Origin of the sequence: Streptococcus cristatus ATCC 51100 (assembly GCF_011612585.1) — a bacterium.
GTDB classification, from domain to species: domain Bacteria; phylum Bacillota; class Bacilli; order Lactobacillales; family Streptococcaceae; genus Streptococcus; species Streptococcus cristatus_H.
In genome coordinates this window covers 1,063,249-1,079,988 of sequence record NZ_CP050133.1, presented here as the reverse complement: position 1 = coordinate 1,079,988, position 16,740 = coordinate 1,063,249, and the positions used below count along the sequence as shown (strand labels likewise).

Annotated in this window: 18 protein-coding genes; 13 read left to right on the top strand and 5 right to left on the bottom strand. The window is 41.2% G+C overall.

All coding sequences use genetic code 11. From position 1 onward, the window contains the following. The first annotated feature begins 16 nt into the window (after positions 1-16). Both pta and mutY read left to right on the top strand, forming a co-directional pair. Positions 17-991: a phosphate acetyltransferase gene (gene pta, locus HBA50_RS05310; RefSeq protein ID WP_045497452.1), complete on the top strand. Its 975-nt coding sequence runs from the start codon at positions 17-19 to the stop codon at positions 989-991. Between the two features lie 56 nt (positions 992-1,047). Further along, positions 1,048-2,208 (top strand): A/G-specific adenine glycosylase, encoded by a 1,161-nt coding sequence (gene mutY / locus HBA50_RS05305; RefSeq protein WP_045497449.1) that lies wholly within the window; start codon positions 1,048-1,050, stop codon positions 2,206-2,208. A 43-nt stretch (positions 2,209-2,251) separates the two neighbouring features. Here the strand turns inward: mutY and HBA50_RS05300 are convergent, their stop codons facing one another. The 5 genes from HBA50_RS05300 to HBA50_RS05280 all read right to left on the bottom strand — a co-directional run bounded on the left by HBA50_RS05300 (position 2,252) and on the right by HBA50_RS05280 (position 6,411). Then, positions 2,252-2,599 (bottom strand): DUF6568 family protein, encoded by a 348-nt coding sequence (locus tag HBA50_RS05300; RefSeq protein WP_045497446.1) that lies wholly within the window; start codon positions 2,597-2,599, stop codon positions 2,252-2,254. A gap of 111 nt (positions 2,600-2,710) precedes the next feature. Beyond that, positions 2,711-4,429: a phospho-sugar mutase gene (locus tag HBA50_RS05295; protein WP_045497443.1), complete on the bottom strand. Its 1,719-nt coding sequence runs from the start codon at positions 4,427-4,429 to the stop codon at positions 2,711-2,713. A 194-nt stretch (positions 4,430-4,623) separates the two neighbouring features. Further along, positions 4,624-5,187, bottom strand: a complete 564-nt coding sequence (locus tag HBA50_RS05290; protein WP_045497440.1) for an ECF transporter S component — start codon at positions 5,185-5,187, stop codon at positions 4,624-4,626. Then, on the bottom strand, positions 5,171-5,722 hold the full coding sequence (gene coaC, locus HBA50_RS05285) for a phosphopantothenoylcysteine decarboxylase (protein ID WP_045497437.1): 552 nt from the start codon (positions 5,720-5,722) through the stop codon (positions 5,171-5,173). Before coaC ends, HBA50_RS05290 begins: the two co-directional genes overlap by 17 nt. Beyond that, positions 5,719-6,411, bottom strand: a complete 693-nt coding sequence (locus tag HBA50_RS05280; protein WP_045497435.1) for a phosphopantothenate--cysteine ligase — start codon at positions 6,409-6,411, stop codon at positions 5,719-5,721. The genes coaC and HBA50_RS05280 overlap by 4 nt, the downstream gene beginning before the upstream one ends. 207 nt (positions 6,412-6,618) lie before the next feature. Between HBA50_RS05280 and HBA50_RS05275 the strand changes: the two genes are divergently transcribed. The 11 genes from HBA50_RS05275 to fadE all read left to right on the top strand — a co-directional run bounded on the left by HBA50_RS05275 (position 6,619) and on the right by fadE (position 16,716). Then, positions 6,619-8,289 (top strand): formate--tetrahydrofolate ligase, encoded by a 1,671-nt coding sequence (locus HBA50_RS05275; RefSeq protein ID WP_045497433.1) that lies wholly within the window; start codon positions 6,619-6,621, stop codon positions 8,287-8,289. Between the two features lie 135 nt (positions 8,290-8,424). Continuing rightward, a complete protein-coding gene (locus HBA50_RS05270) occupies positions 8,425-8,967 on the top strand; it encodes a hypothetical protein (RefSeq protein ID WP_045497430.1) in 543 nt (180 codons plus the stop codon). Then, positions 8,964-9,575: a DUF5052 family protein gene (locus tag HBA50_RS05265; RefSeq protein WP_142322405.1), complete on the top strand. Its 612-nt coding sequence runs from the start codon at positions 8,964-8,966 to the stop codon at positions 9,573-9,575. Before HBA50_RS05270 ends, HBA50_RS05265 begins: the two co-directional genes overlap by 4 nt. Before the next feature lie 3 nt (positions 9,576-9,578). Further along, complete coding sequence (locus HBA50_RS05260) at positions 9,579-10,232, top strand: DNA alkylation repair protein (RefSeq protein WP_045497427.1); 654 nt, start codon at positions 9,579-9,581, stop codon at positions 10,230-10,232. Between the two features lie 47 nt (positions 10,233-10,279). Continuing rightward, complete coding sequence (locus HBA50_RS05255) at positions 10,280-10,753, top strand: GNAT family N-acetyltransferase (RefSeq protein WP_235285260.1); 474 nt, start codon at positions 10,280-10,282, stop codon at positions 10,751-10,753. 628 nt (positions 10,754-11,381) lie between these two features. After that, complete coding sequence (locus HBA50_RS05250; RefSeq protein WP_045497424.1) at positions 11,382-12,458, top strand: aspartate-semialdehyde dehydrogenase; 1,077 nt, start codon at positions 11,382-11,384, stop codon at positions 12,456-12,458. A 79-nt stretch (positions 12,459-12,537) separates the two neighbouring features. Next, entirely contained in the window at positions 12,538-13,473 is a 936-nt protein-coding gene (gene dapA / locus HBA50_RS05245; RefSeq protein ID WP_045497422.1) for a 4-hydroxy-tetrahydrodipicolinate synthase, read from the top strand. A gap of 54 nt (positions 13,474-13,527) precedes the next feature. Beyond that, complete coding sequence (locus tag HBA50_RS05240; RefSeq protein WP_045497420.1) at positions 13,528-14,115, top strand: hypothetical protein; 588 nt, start codon at positions 13,528-13,530, stop codon at positions 14,113-14,115. 236 nt (positions 14,116-14,351) lie between these two features. Further along, positions 14,352-14,852 carry a GNAT family N-acetyltransferase gene (locus tag HBA50_RS05235; protein ID WP_045497417.1) on the top strand — a complete coding sequence of 167 codons (501 nt, stop codon included), beginning with the start codon at positions 14,352-14,354 and terminating at the stop codon, positions 14,850-14,852. 15 nt (positions 14,853-14,867) lie between these two features. Next, positions 14,868-15,206, top strand: a complete 339-nt coding sequence (locus HBA50_RS05230) for an ATP cone domain-containing protein (protein WP_015604984.1) — start codon at positions 14,868-14,870, stop codon at positions 15,204-15,206. Between the two features lie 301 nt (positions 15,207-15,507). After that, the gene (gene fadE / locus HBA50_RS05225; protein ID WP_005590354.1) at positions 15,508-16,716 is read left to right on the top strand and encodes an acyl-CoA dehydrogenase FadE; all 1,209 of its coding nucleotides are present in this window, start codon (positions 15,508-15,510) and stop codon (positions 16,714-16,716) included. Positions 16,717-16,740 lie beyond the last annotated feature (24 nt).

The following is a 16,740-nucleotide window of genomic DNA, read 5'->3' as shown; positions in this document are numbered from 1 at the left end:
TTTAAAGGAGAAACTCATGGAAGTTTTTGAAAGTCTAAGAGACTCAGTTGTTGGTAAAAATGTTCGTATTGTATTGCCAGAAGGGCAAGAACCGCGTATTCTTCAAGCGGTTAAACGCATAGTAAAAGAATCAGAAGTTACACCAGTTCTTTTGGGGAATCCAGATAAGATCCGTATTTACTTGGAAATCGAAAATATCATGGACGGATATGAAGTCATAGATCCTAAAAACTATGACAGAATGGAAGAAATGGTAGCTGCTCTTGTGGAACGTCGTAAGGGCAAAGTCAGTGAAGAAGAAGCTCTTGAGCTTTTAAGAACAGACGTTAATTATTTTGGGGTGATGCTAGTCTACCTCGGTATCGTAGATGGTATGGTTTCTGGCTCTATCCACTCTACAGCTGCTACAGTGCGTCCAGCATTGCAAATCATTAAAACACGTCCAAATGTAACAAGAACTTCAGGTGCCTTCCTCATGGTGCGTGGTTCAGAACGTTATCTTTTCAGCGACTGTGCCATTAATATCAATCCTGACTCAGAAGCCTTGGCAGAAATTGCGATTAACTCAGCTGTGACAGCTAAAATGTTTGGCATTGATCCTAAGATTGCTATGCTGAGCTATTCAACGAAAGGTTCTGGCTTTGGAGAAAGCGTTGATAAAGTGGTTCAAGCGACTAAGTTGGTCCATGACTTGCGCCCAGACTTAGAAGTTGATGGGGAATTGCAATTTGACGCTGCCTTTGTACCAAGCACAGCAGCCCTGAAAGCTCCAGGAAGCAAGGTTGCAGGTAAAGCGACTGTCTTTGTCTTTCCAAGTATTGAAGCTGGAAATATCGGCTATAAAATGGCAGAGCGTTTAGGTGGGTTCTCAGCTGTCGGTCCAGTTCTTCAAGGATTGAACAAGCCAGTAAATGACCTTTCACGCGGATGTAATTCAGATGACGTTTATAACTTAACACTGATTACAGCTGCACAAAGTGTTGACCAATAAAATAACTAAAAAAGATGAGTAATTCATCTTTTTTAGTCTGTTTAAGTATGAGAGAAATGTTAGATTTTAAAAAATTTGGAATTGAAATGTGGGAAGAGGAGAAGATTGCCTCTTTTCGCGAGAAATTATTAACTTGGTATGATGAAAACAAACGTGATCTGCCATGGCGCAGAACAAACAATCCTTATCATATCTGGGTTTCTGAAATTATGCTGCAACAGACTCGGGTGGACACTGTGATTCCTTACTATGAGCGCTTTCTTGACTGGTTTCCAACTGTGGCCGACTTAGCGCAAGCGCCAGAGGAGAGACTGCTCAAAGCTTGGGAAGGTTTGGGCTATTATTCGCGGGTGCGAAATATGCAAAAAGCAGCCCAGCAGATAATGACGGATTTCGCTGGAAAATTTCCTGATAGCTATGAAGAAATTGCTAGCCTCAAAGGAATTGGACCTTATACGGCTGGTGCCATTGCTAGTATTGCCTTTGGGCTTCCTGAGCCTGCGGTGGATGGCAACGTCATGCGGGTGCTGAGTCGATTGTTTGAAGTTGATTTAGATATTGGCCAACCCAGCAATCGCAAGGTCTTTCAGGCTATGATGGAGATTCTGATTGATCCAGATAGACCTGGAGATTTTAATCAAGCGCTGATGGATCTGGGATCGGATATCGAAGCTCCTGTCAATCCTCATCCAGAAGACAGTCCTGTAAAGGAGTTCAGTGCAGCCTATTTGCACGGGACCATGGATAAATATCCAATTAAAGCACCTAAAAAGAAGCCAGTTCCGGTCTATCTTCAAGGCTTGATTATCGAAAATGAGCAAGGAGAATTCTTGCTTGAAAAAAATGAGGCTGCTGGCTTGTTATTTGGTTTTTGGCATTTTCCCTTGATTGAAGTCGAAGAATTTCAATCAGATAATCAGATGTCTCTCTTTGAGGTAGCTGAAAATCAGCCCAATCTGGATCTGTCTCCTCAAGAAAGCTTTGAGCAGGATTATGAGTTGATTGTCGATTGGCAGCAGAAGTCCTTTCCAAAGGTGCAACATGTATTCAGTCATCGCAAGTGGCATATACAGCTGGCTTACGGTCGAGTCAAAGATAGCCAGCACGCAGCAGACGGAGAGGTCTTGTGGCTTGATCCAGAAGAATTTGGCAATTACCCCTTTGCCAAGCCCCAGCAGAAGATGTGGGAGGCTTTTCAAGATGTTAGAAATAAATAAAAAATCTGAGACTAATTTGGTCTCAGATTTTTTTGAATCAATTTTACAAGTTTGCAAAAGCTTTAATTTCATCTGCAGTCATAGAAGAATCACAACGAACAGATACTTGACCGTCTTGAACATGAACAAAACCAGGGACTGTCGGAATGCTGTATTCAGAGCGGAAGGCTTGCAGTTTCTCTAATTCGGTAGATTCTTCGCTATTGATAAAGAAAATATGCGCCTTGGTATCAGCGACAACGCCAGCAAGAGTAGCTGCGAATTTACGGCAGTAAGGGCAAGTTTTACGACCGACGAAGAAAGTTGCAGTCTCTTTGTCAGCAATCGCTTGACGAGTACGGTCAACAGTTGTGACTTCCAAGTCTTTAATATTTTGAGCAAATTGTTCCATAAATAATCCTCATTTCTTTTGATAAAACTAGTATGCCATAAAGTTTCTAAAATTGCTTAGATTTGATACGAAAAAAAGATGAGATTGGTTCGTCTCATCTTTTATAATTGCTTATTTTACAAAAGCATTGATTTCCGCTTCAATATTTGCAATCTTAGCTTGCGCATCCTCATTGCTATCGCCGACAACGGCAATGTAGAACTTGATTTTTGGTTCTGTTCCGGATGGACGGACAGCAATCCATGAACCATCCGCAAGTGTGTATTTCAAGACGTCGCTTGGAGGAGTTGTCAAGTTTGTAACAGTACCATCTGCAGCAGTAGCAGTTTGAGCCTTAAAGTCTTCTACGACAGTAATAGCTGTTTGGTTCCATTCTTTCGGACCATTGTCACGGAATTTAGCCATGATAGCCTTGATTTGCTCAGCACCGTCAACACCAGACAAGGTTACAGAGATAGTCTTTTCTGCGTAGTAGCCGTATTCTTTATAGATTTCTTCGATACCGTCGGCCAGAGTCAAGCCACGTGAGCGGTAGTAGGCAGCTAGCTCAGCCACGACCAAAACAGCTTGGATAGCGTCTTTATCACGTACGAATGGTTTGATCAAGTAACCGAAACTTTCTTCAAATCCCATCATGTAGGTGTGGTTGTGCTTTTCTTCAAATTCTTGGATTTTCTCTGCGATAAATTTGAAACCAGTCAAGACGTTGAACATGGTTGCGCCATAGCTTTCAGCAATCTTAGTCACTAAGTCAGTAGAAACGATAGACTTGCAGAGAGCTGCGTTAGCTGGCAGAGTTCCAGCACTCTTATGAGCTTCCAAGATATATTTAGCCATGATGGCACCGATTTGATTGCCAGAAAGGTTGAGGTAGCTTCCGTCTTTTTGCAGAACTTCTACACCGACACGGTCAGCGTCAGGGTCAGTTGCGACAAGAACATCAGCACCTACTTGCCGACCAAGTTCTTCAGCAAGGGCAAAGGCTGCTTGGCTTTCAGGGTTTGGAGATTTAACGGTTGAGAAGTCAGGGTCGGCTACAGCTTGAGCTTCAACGACTTGCACAGAGTCAAATCCTGCTTGAGCCAAAGCGCGACGAGCCAGCATTTCACCAGTACCGTGAAGAGGAGTATAGACAATCTTCATGTCCTTGCCGTATTCATCAATCAGTTTTTGGTTGATATTGACATCTTTAACTTCTTTGAGGTATTCTACATCGACAGCTTCGCCGATAACTTCAATCAAGCCAGAAGCTTTTTCAGCTTCCACATCAGCAACCTCGATAGCAAAAGGATTTTCAATCGCACGGATGTAGTCAGTCAATGCATCTGCATCATGCGGAGGCATTTGTCCGCCGTCTTCACCATATACCTTGTAGCCGTTAAATGGAGCAGGGTTGTGGCTGGCTGTAATCATAATACCAGCAAAAGTTCCTAAGTGACGTACCGCAAATGAAAGTTCTGGAGTTGGGCGCAGGCTTTCAAAGACATAAGACTTGATGCCGTGCTTAGCCAAAACAGCAGCAGATTCAAAAGCAAACTCTGGTGAGAAGTGGCGAGAGTCGTAGGCGATTGCTACACCACGTTTTTTGAACTCATCTCCTTTTTCGTCAATCAAACGAGCCAAACCTTCCGTTGCCTGACGGACAACATAAATATTAATACGGTTGGTACCAGCGCCAATTAAACCACGCATACCAGCAGTACCGAATTCAAGGTTTGTATAAAAGGCATCTTCCTTAGTTTTTTCGTCCATACCTTCTAAATCTTTCCGAAGATAATCAGGAAGTTCAGCAAAATCAAGCCATTTTTGGAAGTTATCTTGATAGGTCATAGGTAGAGTCTCCTTTATATTTAAGATAGAAAATCACTGTGTGTTTTTAAGAAAGGGCACAAGATTTCCTTGTTTGTTCAATCGCTTTCATTGTAACATATTTTCATATTTTTTGAAAGTACCGACCTAAAAAATAGTGAAATACTTTGAAAAAATGAACATGCTTGGATCAAAAAAATAATCACGCTAGGTGATTATTTTTTAAGTTTTTCAAGTGCTGGAACGATTGCAACTGTAAGGATAGCAGAAATAATCATTTCTGAGATTGCATTAGCTGAAAAAATCAATGCAAGCATGGCTCTGATGTCTCCATTGTAAACAGATGAAAATAGAATGAAAATTCCTCCGAGAACGAAGATGGTGTTAGTCATTGAGCCCACGGCACCAGCTAAAACTAAACCTGGCTTGTTTTTCATCCATTTGTAGACAAAATACGGGGTGATTCCGATTAGAATACGTGGAACCATAGCAATCATCAATGAATTGATGCTTCCGTTTTCTACAAAAGGACTGAAGAGGTAGCTAGTCGGCAGCAGGACAACAGTATTAGTTACAACACTAATTATTCCCATCAGAGCTCCTAAAATAGCTCCAATTCGCGGTCCATAGATAATGCTAGCAATAATGACTGGAATATGAATAATGGTCGGTTTAATCGGAACTGGTAGTAGGTTGAAAATAATAGAGCTCAGCAGATGGAGCACTAACATAATAGCAAAAAAGATAGCAATTTGCGCGATACTAGATTGTTTTCTCATTTATAATTTCCTTTACTTTTTCTATAATAATATTGACATCAGCTAGAGCGCCAGCTCCATGGTCTCCGCAAGCCAGAATAGCTTCACGTGGTTCAATAATCTCCCAGCCAAATTCTTTTAATTTTTCCAAATTGTGCTGAGTCAGTGGATTTTCATACATCTTGGTATTCATGGCTGGCGCAATGACTTTTTTGACATGAGATGGAAGGGCAAGGGCTGTAGCGGTTACCATATTGTCTGCCAGACCGTTAGCCAGTTTAGCGATAGTATTGGCTGTGGCAGGAGCGACTAAAAAAAGATTCGTTTCTTTGCCGATTTCAATATGATTGACTTTGTCTGGCCTTGGCTCGTCCATAAGCTCGAGGGCGACCGGATTCTTTGATAAAACCTGTAAGGTAAGCGGAGTGATAAAATGACTAGCAGCTTCCGTCATGAGAACAGACACACCATAGCCTAGCTTACCTAGCTGGCTCGTAATATCTGCTGCCTTATAGGCCGAAATACTGCCCGTGACAGCGAGAGTAACATGGGTCATGAACTGTCTCCTTTCTGGATATGCCTTAACAATTGTTCAGCAATTTCTGCCTTGGAGAAAGCTTCTGTGATAGTGACTGCTCCTAGGAGATAGGCGTGGTGTTGCCCGCTAGAAATTTCAGTCAAATCGTTGGCTACAATTAATTCAGCCTGATTTTTTTCAAGGCTAGCTCTAGCAGCAGCCAGCAACTCTTCTTTAGAAACGCCAACCAAGAGCTTGAAGCCAATCAATCGAATATTGGGATTCCATTCCTTGACCTTGCTGATGATTTTAGGATTTTTCTTGAGGAAAAGTAACTGATAGTCATCAGCAGACGAAATCTTACTTTCAGAATTACTTTTTTCCAGAAATTCTGCCAAATCTGAACTGGCAAGAACCTCCTCAAATCCTACCATATACACTGGTTTATAGTCAGAAACAGCCATTGAATGAATGAGCACATCATGAGCTGGCACCAGTCCTTCCATAGCTGTCAGGAGCTGCTCCGTATCTTCAATGATCTTAATCGTTAGGTTTTCATGCGGGTCAGGTTTGACAGCTTTAGCCGTTGTCAACAGAGTCACCGAAGCCCCCTCGGCCAAGCAATGCTCGGCTATCATTTTTCCAAGTTGACCCGTCGAATGATTAGTGATAGAGCGGACTTGGTCGATTTTTTCACTAGTTCCGCCAGAGGTAATCAATATATTCATAGCTTTATTCTACAAGAAAAAATGAATTTAGTAAAATAAAATTAACTTAATACTCAATTTAGCCAAACTTATTTTTTTACTAGAAAAGATGCATCATGCAAAAATATTTAAAGTAATTACCGAACATTATGTTGCTATTGGAGTTTAAATGTGCAGTTTTGTATCATATTTGTTATAATAGTTTTATCAAATTAGAGGAGTTCCTTAATGAAAACAGATATCGAAATTGCTCAGAGTGTTGAATTACAGCCTATTGTGGATGTAGTAAAAAAGATTGGCATTGATTATGACGACTTGGAGCTGTACGGAAAGTACAAGGCCAAGCTCAGTTTTGACAAAATTCGTGAGGTAACGAAAAATCCTGTCGGCAAGCTGATTTTGGTAACAGCAATCAATCCAACGCCAGCTGGCGAAGGTAAGTCTACCATTACCATTGGACTGGCTGATGCGCTTAATAAGATTGGCAAGAAAACCATGATTGCTATCCGCGAACCGTCTTTGGGGCCAGTGATGGGTATCAAAGGAGGAGCAGCTGGTGGTGGTCACGCGCAAGTCCTACCGATGGAAGATATTAACTTACATTTTACTGGCGACATGCATGCCATTACGACTGCTAATAATGCTCTGTCTGCTCTTATCGACAATCATCTGCATCAGGGAAATGAGTTGGGAATCGATCAGCGTCGCATTATCTGGAAACGGGTGGTTGACCTGAATGACCGGGCTCTTCGTCATGTGACCGTTGGCTTAGGAAGTCCAGTCAATGGTATTCCGCGAGAAGATGGCTTTGATATCACGGTGGCTTCTGAAATTATGGCGATTCTTTGCTTGGCAACAGATATTGAAGATTTGAAAAATCGCTTGGCAAACATTGTTATCGGTTATCGTTATGACCGCACACCAGTCTATGTTCGTGACCTTGAGGTAGAAGGAGCCTTGGCATTAGTCTTGAAAGATGCGATTAAGCCAAATCTAGTTCAGACTATTTACGGGACACCAGCCTTTGTTCATGGCGGACCGTTTGCCAATATCGCCCATGGCTGTAACTCTGTTTTGGCGACTAGCACAGCGCTACGCTTGGCTGATTATACAGTGACAGAGGCCGGCTTCGGTGCAGACCTTGGCGCTGAGAAATTCCTCGATATCAAGACTCCGAACTTACCAACTTCTCCAGATGCAGTGGTAATTGTCGCAACACTTCGTGCTCTTAAGATGAATGGTGGCGTTGCTAAGGATGCACTTACAGAAGAAAATGTAGAAGCAGTTCGTGTAGGTTTTGCTAACCTTAAACGCCACGTTGAAAATATCCGTAAGTTCGGTATTCCAGCGGTCGTAGCCATCAATGAATTTGTCTCTGATACAGAAGCTGAAATTGCGACTCTTAAGGAACTCTGTGCAGAAATCGGGGTACCAGTTGAGCTTGCCAGTGTCTGGGCTGATGGCGCTGAAGGCGGTGTGGCTCTAGCTGAAACTGTAGTCAAAACCATTGACGAAAAACCAGCACACTACACTCGTCTTTATGACAATGATTCAACTATCGAAGAGAAGATCGAGAAAATTGTCACTGAAATCTATCGCGGTTCAAAAGTAAACTTTGAGAAAAAAGCGCAGACTCAGATTCGTGAAATTGTCAAGAATGGCTGGGACAAGCTGCCAATCTGTATGGCCAAAACGCAGTATAGCTTTTCTGACAATCCTACAGCTCTTGGTGCACCAGAAAACTTTGAAATTACCATTCGTGAATTGGTACCAAAACTTGGGGCAGTCTTTATCGTGGCTTTGACAGGAGATGTCATGACCATGCCAGGTCTACCAAAACGTCCTGCAGCACTCAATATGGATGTGGCAGCCGATGGTACAGCGATTGGTTTGTTCTAATTGAATTTAAGATATAAGAAGAGGTTGGGCTGAACAGAGTCTGACCTCTCTTTTTTTTAGACTTAAATTCCAGATGTTTTGATATAATAAAGCCATATTCCAATCACCTATTTTTTGCTCATAGGAGGATGAACATTGAAAAAAAGAAGTCTCAAACAGGAATTAATTTATTTGGCCTCAGGAGAATCGATAAGTGTCGTGTTGTTCTGTATCGTGTATGTTCTGTATACGAAACCAGAGACTCGATTTGCTACATCCAGCGCCGTCCTTTATTTTCCACTGTTAATTCTTAATCTGATATTGGTTCAAGGTTCCCTCTATTGGCTTAACTGTTTAAGACGAATCCAAAAGAAGAAGTCCTTGGGAACTCAACTACTTGCACCTCTTTATAAAGGACTAAAAGTTCTGAATTTTATGATGCTGCTTGCATATATACCGATTTGGATCTGGTCTTTTAGAGTGAGTAGTAGCAGTAATATCATTATTGGAGTTTTACTTTGGTTGTTTGCCATCATTGAATTTGTTAATTATTTTTACTATCGCCTGTCTTACTATGCAATGGGTGGCCTAGGACTGCAAGTGATGAGACCTATCAAATTACTGTTGACGGGAAAAGCAGCCAAATCCCAAATTGCAAAAGAAATTTCCTTATACGAAAAAAATATGGAGCATAAATGATGAAAAAGAAATACCTATTAATAGCTCTTTTGAGTATTGGTCTTTTGACTTTGACCGGTTGTCAGGCCGTTGAAAATTGGTTCAAAAATGCCAAAGAGGAATGGTTGGGGTTGGAGATGACGGTTCGCACCTATGATGAGAATTCCCAACTCATAGACCAGATGTCAGGGAAGTCCTTGTCCATCTCGCGTAACGAGGAGTTTGACTCAGTCGATTCGGAAGGGAATTCCAAAGAAGACTCATCTGTGCTCAAAATCACCTTGGGTAAGTATGAGATTGACCATGTGGGCTCTTCCTTGATTGCAGAAGAAAAGGGCTTGAAAGATGTCTTTACCCAGTATCAAAAGACTGCAGATGTTGAGGAGAACAGCCATTCTGTCCCTGTTTTAAATCGCATGATTTCAGCTTTTAAAAACGATTTTACCGGCAAGAAAAAGGTTATTCTGATTCGCTCTCAAAACGGCACTCCGTTGGCTGCCTATGCTGGCGATCGTGTCTCTCTTGATAAATCTGATGCTCCCAAAACTTCTGAGTTGCTGATTGACGGCAAGCGCCTCGTGATTTACCGCTGCGACTACACTATTTATGACCGTGAATTGCTGGAGTAAGTTATGGATGTAGAAGAATTACTTGAAAATCTAAAAGCAGTAGCTAAACCGGATGATGCGGTTGCTATGAAAGCCTATATGAAAAACAAATTTGAGTTTCTAGGAGTCAAGACTCCAGTCAGACGGAAACTAGCAAAGGCTTTTTTTAAACAGCCGACTGACTCCGTCATTGATTGGGTTTTTATAAATGAATCTTGGGACAATCCCTATCGAGAATTGCAGTATGCCGCGCTAGATTATCTGGAAATTCGCAAGAAGCTCTTGACCCCATCTGACTTGCCACGTTTGAAGAAACTAGCTCAAACTAAGTCTTGGTGGGATACCATTGACTTTTTGGACCGCTTGGTCGGATCCATCATTGCCCGATTTCCAGAAACCAAAGAGATTATTCTATCTTGGAGCTGTGACCAAGATTTTTGGTTGCGGCGCCTGGCTATTGACCATCAGTTGCTGCGAAAAGAAGATACTGACACAGAACTATTGGAGAAAATTTTAGTGAATAATTTAGGTCAAACGGAATTCTTCATTAACAAGGCCATCGGCTGGGCACTGAGAGACTATTCAAAAACCAATCCAGACTGGGTCAGAGATTTTATTGAGCGGCATCAGACAGAAATGGCTGCGCTTAGTATCCGAGAGGGGAGTAAGTATTTATGAAAGATATTTATTTAAAATATCTGTAAGAGAAGGATTACTTAGTTTGGCTGGAAGGATTTTCAAATAGACTACCATCCCAATCACCATTTGATGATGGACTTTTAGATATGACAATTTGTACAGAAAGTTGGTTTTCGGATTTGGTGGCTAAACACCGCGATTTTCTAGAGAAAGACCAGCAGTATATTTGGGGAATTTATGATGCAAAAAGAGGAAAACATGTAGGTATGGCTAATTTATTTGTGCTAGCTAGAGATGATTTTCAATGGGCAGAAATAGGTTATACGATACATAATCAATTTTGGCGTCAGGGCTACGCCAGAGCTATGCTAGAAGAACTCAAGAAAGTCAGTTGCGAACTAGGATTTCATCGTTTAGAAGCACATGTTGATCTACAGAATATCCCTTCGCAAAAATTACTAGAACAAGCTGATTTCTATCTTGAAGGAGTACGGAAACAATTCCAAAAAGAAGGCCAAGAGTGGAAATATAGGCAAGTTTTTGTTTATACTTTAGAGTAAATACCTTGACAAAACGGAAAAAAATAAGGTAAACTATATTTCGTGCGATGAGTCGATATGCAGTTTTTCTGCAAATTGAAGCATGGGAGGTCATAACGCAGGAGCGGACCTTGATCAGTTGTGTGAACCTGCTGATCACACGAAAGTGCCCTTATCCCCAGTCTACGGATTGGGGATTTTCTATTGCTCTTGACGAAGTTAAGTCTTAGAGCAATGGATGCAGTTTTGTTCGTGAGAACAAAATCTGTAAACCTTGAAACTTATCTTAATAGAGGCAAGACAGTTAGTCGCAGCCGAGCTTAGAGGCATTGATACTGAGACGATTAGCGTCGTGAGTGCTATTGTTCTTGATGAAACAACTTCGTAGAAGGCAGTTGAATCTTAGAGCAGTGGATGCAGTTTTGTCCGTATGGACAAAATCTGTAAACCTTGGTAGTTCTCTTAGAGAGGCAAGACCGCTGGTCGAAGCTGATCTTAGAGAGATTGATATTGAGAAGAACAGCATCGTGAGCGGCTGAGTATTGTAACAAAATAAGTCCATAATTCTTTAGAAATATTTGCATTTTTCCTTAAAAATAGTATAATACTAGAATATACAAAATTTTTAGAAAATTCAGAGGTGGATTGTATGGGATATACAGTTGCTGTAGTCGGCGCGACAGGTGCTGTTGGCGCTCAAATGATTAAAATGCTGGAAGAATCAACACTTCCAATTGATAAGATCCGTTATTTGGCTTCTGCTCGTTCAGCTGGTAAGGTTCTTCAGTTCAAAGGACAAGATGTCACCATCGAAGAAACAACAGAAATTGCCTTTGAAGGCGTAGACATCGCTCTTTTCTCAGCTGGTGGCTCTACTTCAGCAAAATATGCTCCATATGCAGTCAAAGCTGGTGCAGTCGTAGTAGACAATACTTCATATTTCCGCCAAAATCCTGATGTGCCTCTGGTTGTTCCAGAAGTAAACGCTCATGCACTAGATCAGCATAAAGGGATTATCGCCTGCCCTAACTGTTCAACAATCCAAATGATGGTGGCTCTTGAGCCTGTCCGTCAGCAATGGGGCTTGGACCGTATCATTGTTTCAACTTACCAGGCAGTCTCTGGTGCTGGTATGGGAGCCATTCTCGAAACGCAACGTGAACTTCGTGAAGTGTTGAATGATGGTGTTGCCCCACGTGATTTGCATGCGGAAATCTTGCCTTCAGGTGGTGATAAGAAACATTATCCTATCGCCTTTAACGCTCTTCCACAAATCGATGTCTTCACTGACAATGATTACACATACGAAGAGATGAAGATGACTAAGGAAACTAAGAAAATCATGGAAGATGACAGCATTGCAGTATCTGCCACCTGTGTACGTATTCCAGTCCTGTCAGCTCACTCTGAGTCTGTTTACATCGAAACGAAAGAAGTGGCTCCGATTGAAGAAGTCAAAGCAGCCATTGCAGCTTTCCCAGGTGCCGTTCTTGAGGATGATGTAGCTCACCAAATCTATCCTCAAGCAATTAACGCAGTTGGTTCACGCGATACTTTTGTAGGTCGTATTCGTAAAGACTTGGATGCAGAAAAAGGAATCCATATGTGGGTCGTTTCAGACAACCTTCTTAAAGGAGCGGCATGGAATTCTGTCCAAATCGCTGAAACTCTTCATGAGCGTGGCTTGGTTCGTCCAACAGAAGAAGTCGTTTTTGAATTAAAATAAGCTGTCTAAAAATACGTGACAGGTCGAGGATTGAATATCTGTCATTCAATCCTCTTTTCATACAAAGAGAGGTAAGTCTATGGCATACGCAGATTTGAAGAATTGTAAAATCATCACAGCTTTCATTACGCCTTTTCATGAAGATGGCTCCATCAATTTTGAGGCCATTCCAGATTTGATTGAGCACCTTTTGGCTCATCATACAGATGGGATTTTGCTAGCTGGAACGACTGCAGAGAGTCCAACCCTGACCCACGATGAAGAATTGGAGCTTTTTGCGGCTGTTCAAAATGTTGTCAAGGGGCGCGTTCCTTTGATAGCTGGTGTCGGTACCAACGAAACGCGCGACTCCATTGAATTTGTCAAAGAAGTAGATGCCTTTGGTGGTTTTGCGGCTGGTTTGGCTATTGTTCCCTATTACAATAAACCGTCTCAAGAAGGCATGTATCAGCACTTTAAAGCCATTGCGGATGCTTCAAACCTGCCGATCATTATCTACAATATCCCAGGACGGGTAGTGGTTGAAATGACGCCTGAGACCATGTTAAGACTGGCAGAATACCCAAATATTATCGGTGTGAAGGAATGTACGAGTCTGGCGAATATGGCTTATTTGATCGAACATCGTCCAGAGGAATTTCTGATTTATACCGGTGAGGATGGCGATGCCTTTCATGCTATGAATCTGGGGGCTGATGGGGTTATTTCTGTTGCTTCTCACACAAACGGTGATGAAATGTTTGAAATGCTGGATGCTATTGAACACAATGACATCAAAAAAGCAGCAGCTATCCAACGGAAGTTCATCCCTAAGGTCAATGCCCTGTTCTCTTATCCAAGTCCAGCACCAGTCAAGGCTGTACTTAATTACATGGGCTTTGCAGCTGGTCCAACCCGCTTACCGCTCGTTCCAGCTCCTGAGGAAGATGCTAAGCGAATTATTAAGGTCGTAGTTGATGGCGACTATGAAGCGACTAAAGAGACTGTTAAAGGGGTCTTGAGACCAGATTATTGATCGGCAAATTTGCTTTAGATTTTATATAGAGTAAGTAAGGTGTGATGAAATAATATGACAGAAAAGCATAGTCAACGAATCGAGGAGTATAAGGCAAAGCGTAGTCTGGAAAAGCTTGAGGGGAAGAGAGTTTACGACAAGCCAATTATTCGAACTGGTGATAAGGCAAGTTTTTATGGTGCAGGTCTAATTTTGTTAGGGTTTGGTTTGGGGGCTCTTTATCTACTTCTTAACCTTATAACAGACTGGGATTTAAAACTTTTCTCTCTTATCTGGGAAACACTTGCTGGATTAGGGATTGTTGTCAGTCTTTTCAGGGCTTTTAAAATTGGTCGGTTAGAGTTACATACTGTGTCAATGATAGCAGACAAAGAGAAGAATTTTGACATTAAAAGGGCTTTCAATCTGTATAATGTCATCGACAAACCGACAAAGAAAGTTTTACTTCAATACGATAGTGAGGATGATAGTTTAATTTCTCTAAACGCTGGGGGTGATTTATTAGTTGAGCTCCTAAGGAAAGTTGAGGAAGAGAAATTGCCTTTTAATAAGATTAACAAAACTCTGAAATTAGAAGAAGTATCTGAAAATCATTGGAAAATGCAATATCGTTACAAGAAACAAGACATTGTATTAGAGTAAAGTGATATATAGTATATGTATTATTAGCTTGAACTAAAAGGACTAATATTTATAGTTCTCTGAAATTATTTTCAAAAGGATTGCAGTTGATGGCGCCTCGAAAGTTAGATAGAATTCTAAGAACAGAGGTTCGGTTCATTTCTGCAGTCCTTTTTCTAAATGTTTCATTCTTTTTGAAAAAAATAAGAAAAAATTGTATAATGATAGGGTAAGTTATCTCTTGAGAGGTGATGATAATGCAGGTTCGTAAGGCAAGCAAGGCTGATTGGCAACTAATCCAAAAAATATGTAGAGAAACTTGGTTGACTACCTATAAAAATATTTATTCTTCTTCCTACATAGAGCGAGTCTTTGACATTTTCTATAGCCAAGAACGTTTGCTGAAGGACTTGACTGAACTTTCTCCTGAATGGAATGGTTATTGGCTGGCAGAAATGAATGGGCAGGTGCTTGGTTGTATTGGTGGTGGAATGAGTGAGGACGGCAGAGCCAATGTTTATGTTCTCTACGTCTTGCCGCAGGCTCAACGTTTGGGAATCGGCCATGCATTACTGGAGATCTTGACAAGTTACCAAAAATCACAATATCAGGCTAGAGAGCAAGCCGTTACAGTAACTGAAGGAAATGTTATCGGTCTTCCATTTTATGAAAAAGAAGGTTTTGTCTTTGAGTTTTCCACTGAAAATTGGATTGATAGCAGTCAAGCCAGAGATTTACACTATATCAGAAATATATAAATAAAGGAGTATCTTATGAAAGTTATTAAACGCAGTGGGGAAGTCGTTGACTTTGACCCAGATAAAATCTATCAAGCGGTATTAAAAGCAGCTCAAACTGTTTATGTCTTGACAGACGACCTCCGTCAAAATCTAGCCTTGGTCACAAAAAAAGTCGTGTTAGATTTGGAAGAAGCCAAGGTTGAGCGTGCCACTATCAGTATGATTCAGTCTATGGTTGAAAACCGTCTCTTGGGAGCAGGCTATATCACTATTGCTGAGCATTATATTTCCTACCGCTTGCAGCGTGATTTGGAACGCAGTGGTTACGGTGACCATATCGCTGTCCATCTGCATTTTGAGCAAATCCGATAATAATGCTGAAAAGCCCAGATGGGCTTTTTCTTTTTCAATACTCAATATAAAAATTCAGTTCAAAGTAGATTTTTCTTTAAAATTTGTAATCGTATTCAAAGTTTTTCCTTGTTTTTATTAGAAAAAGGCCTTTCAAAGCCAGTTAAATCAATATGTATAATCTGGACTTATGCTCTTCTTAATCTTTCTTAAGTAGACACTAGGACATATTAGATATAAAATGAAAGCGTCAACAAATACTGAGCTATAAAAATGAAAGCGCTCTTATACAAATAAAAACTATACAAAAGGAGTCAATAAAATGGCAACTAAAGAAGAAATTTTACGTGAACTATACCCTGAGGATCTTTTCCACTATGCTGATGGCTTGACTTTGGGAGAAGCGGAAGTATTACAAGAAACTCGTCGTTTGATTGAAAAGCATCTTCGTCCAGTCATTAATGAATATTGGGAAGCACCTGATTTCCCATTTGAAGAATTCTATGCAGTTGCTAAAGGCGCTCAAATCATGAACAACCCTAAATTGTTCGAAGGTCGCGAAGGAAACTACAAACCATCAGAACTTTACATCGCATTCTTGTATTTGGAATTAGGCCGTTTCGATGCGTCTATAGCGACTTTCTTCACAGTTCATGGTGGACTTTGCTACAACACAGTCTTGCTTGGTGGTGACGAGCGTCAACAAAAAGAATTCCTTCCTAAATTAGCTGCATTTGACTGGCAAGGATGTTTCGCTTTGACTGAGCCGTTGTCAGGTTCTGACATTGCTGGAGGTCTTGCGACAACAGCTGAGCGTGTTGGCGATAAATGGATTTTGAACGGAGAAAAACGTTGGATCGGTGGATCAGATACAGCTGATGTGGTTCCAGTATTTGCTCGCGACGTTGAAGATGGAAAAGTAAAATGTTTCATCGTTCGTAAAGGCGCTCCTGGATATCATGCAGAACCAATCCCTCACAAAACAGCTCTTCGTTGCGTACGTAATGGCCACATTACTATGAAGAACGTTGAAGTTCCAGATTCAGACCGTCTGGTAAACATCAATGGATTTGGAGATGTAGCTCGTATCTTGACATTCACTCGTGCTGACGTTGCTCACATTGCAACTGCTATCACTTGTGGTTCATACGTAGCAGCTCTTAAATATGCTAAAGATCGTCAACAATTCAAACGTCCAATTGCTGCATTCCAAATCGTACAAGAAAAATTGGCTAGAATGCAAGCTAACGCAGTGGCAGTACTTTCATATTCAGCTCGTATTGCAGAAATGCAAGAAGCAGGTAACGAATTGATGTTGAACTCTGCACTTGCTAAGATGCACAACTCATTGGTAATGCGCGAAACAGTTGCACTTGCACGTGAAACATGTGGTGGTAACGGAATCACTCTTGAAACTGATGTAGCTCGTTTCTTTGCAGATGCTGAAGCAATCTACACATATGAAGGTTCTCATGAAGTGAATGCTTTGATTGTAGGCCGTGAAATTACTGGTATTGGAGCATTTGTATAATAATGAATTTGGAACGATTGCTCA

Excerpts from the sequence above, each read along its gene's own strand:
- pta (WP_045497452.1), top strand. The coding sequence starts at position 17 with ATGGAAGTTTTTGAAAGTCTAAGAGACTCAGTTGTTGGTAAAAATGTT.
- mutY (WP_045497449.1), top strand. The coding sequence starts at position 1,048 with ATGTTAGATTTTAAAAAATTTGGAATTGAAATGTGGGAAGAGGAGAAG.
- HBA50_RS05300 (WP_045497446.1), bottom strand. The coding sequence starts at position 2,599 with ATGGAACAATTTGCTCAAAATATTAAAGACTTGGAAGTCACAACTGTT.
- HBA50_RS05295 (WP_045497443.1), bottom strand. The coding sequence starts at position 4,429 with ATGACCTATCAAGATAACTTCCAAAAATGGCTTGATTTTGCTGAACTT.
- HBA50_RS05290 (WP_045497440.1), bottom strand. The coding sequence starts at position 5,187 with ATGAGAAAACAATCTAGTATCGCGCAAATTGCTATCTTTTTTGCTATT.
- coaC (WP_045497437.1), bottom strand. The coding sequence starts at position 5,722 with ATGACCCATGTTACTCTCGCTGTCACGGGCAGTATTTCGGCCTATAAG.
- HBA50_RS05280 (WP_045497435.1), bottom strand. The coding sequence starts at position 6,411 with ATGAATATATTGATTACCTCTGGCGGAACTAGTGAAAAAATCGACCAA.
- HBA50_RS05275 (WP_045497433.1), top strand. The coding sequence starts at position 6,619 with ATGAAAACAGATATCGAAATTGCTCAGAGTGTTGAATTACAGCCTATT.
- HBA50_RS05265 (WP_142322405.1), top strand. The coding sequence starts at position 8,964 with ATGATGAAAAAGAAATACCTATTAATAGCTCTTTTGAGTATTGGTCTT.
- HBA50_RS05260 (WP_045497427.1), top strand. The coding sequence starts at position 9,579 with ATGGATGTAGAAGAATTACTTGAAAATCTAAAAGCAGTAGCTAAACCG.
- HBA50_RS05250 (WP_045497424.1), top strand. The coding sequence starts at position 11,382 with ATGGGATATACAGTTGCTGTAGTCGGCGCGACAGGTGCTGTTGGCGCT.
- dapA (WP_045497422.1), top strand. The coding sequence starts at position 12,538 with ATGGCATACGCAGATTTGAAGAATTGTAAAATCATCACAGCTTTCATT.
- HBA50_RS05240 (WP_045497420.1), top strand. The coding sequence starts at position 13,528 with ATGACAGAAAAGCATAGTCAACGAATCGAGGAGTATAAGGCAAAGCGT.
- HBA50_RS05235 (WP_045497417.1), top strand. The coding sequence starts at position 14,352 with ATGCAGGTTCGTAAGGCAAGCAAGGCTGATTGGCAACTAATCCAAAAA.
- HBA50_RS05230 (WP_015604984.1), top strand. The coding sequence starts at position 14,868 with ATGAAAGTTATTAAACGCAGTGGGGAAGTCGTTGACTTTGACCCAGAT.
- fadE (WP_005590354.1), top strand. The coding sequence starts at position 15,508 with ATGGCAACTAAAGAAGAAATTTTACGTGAACTATACCCTGAGGATCTT.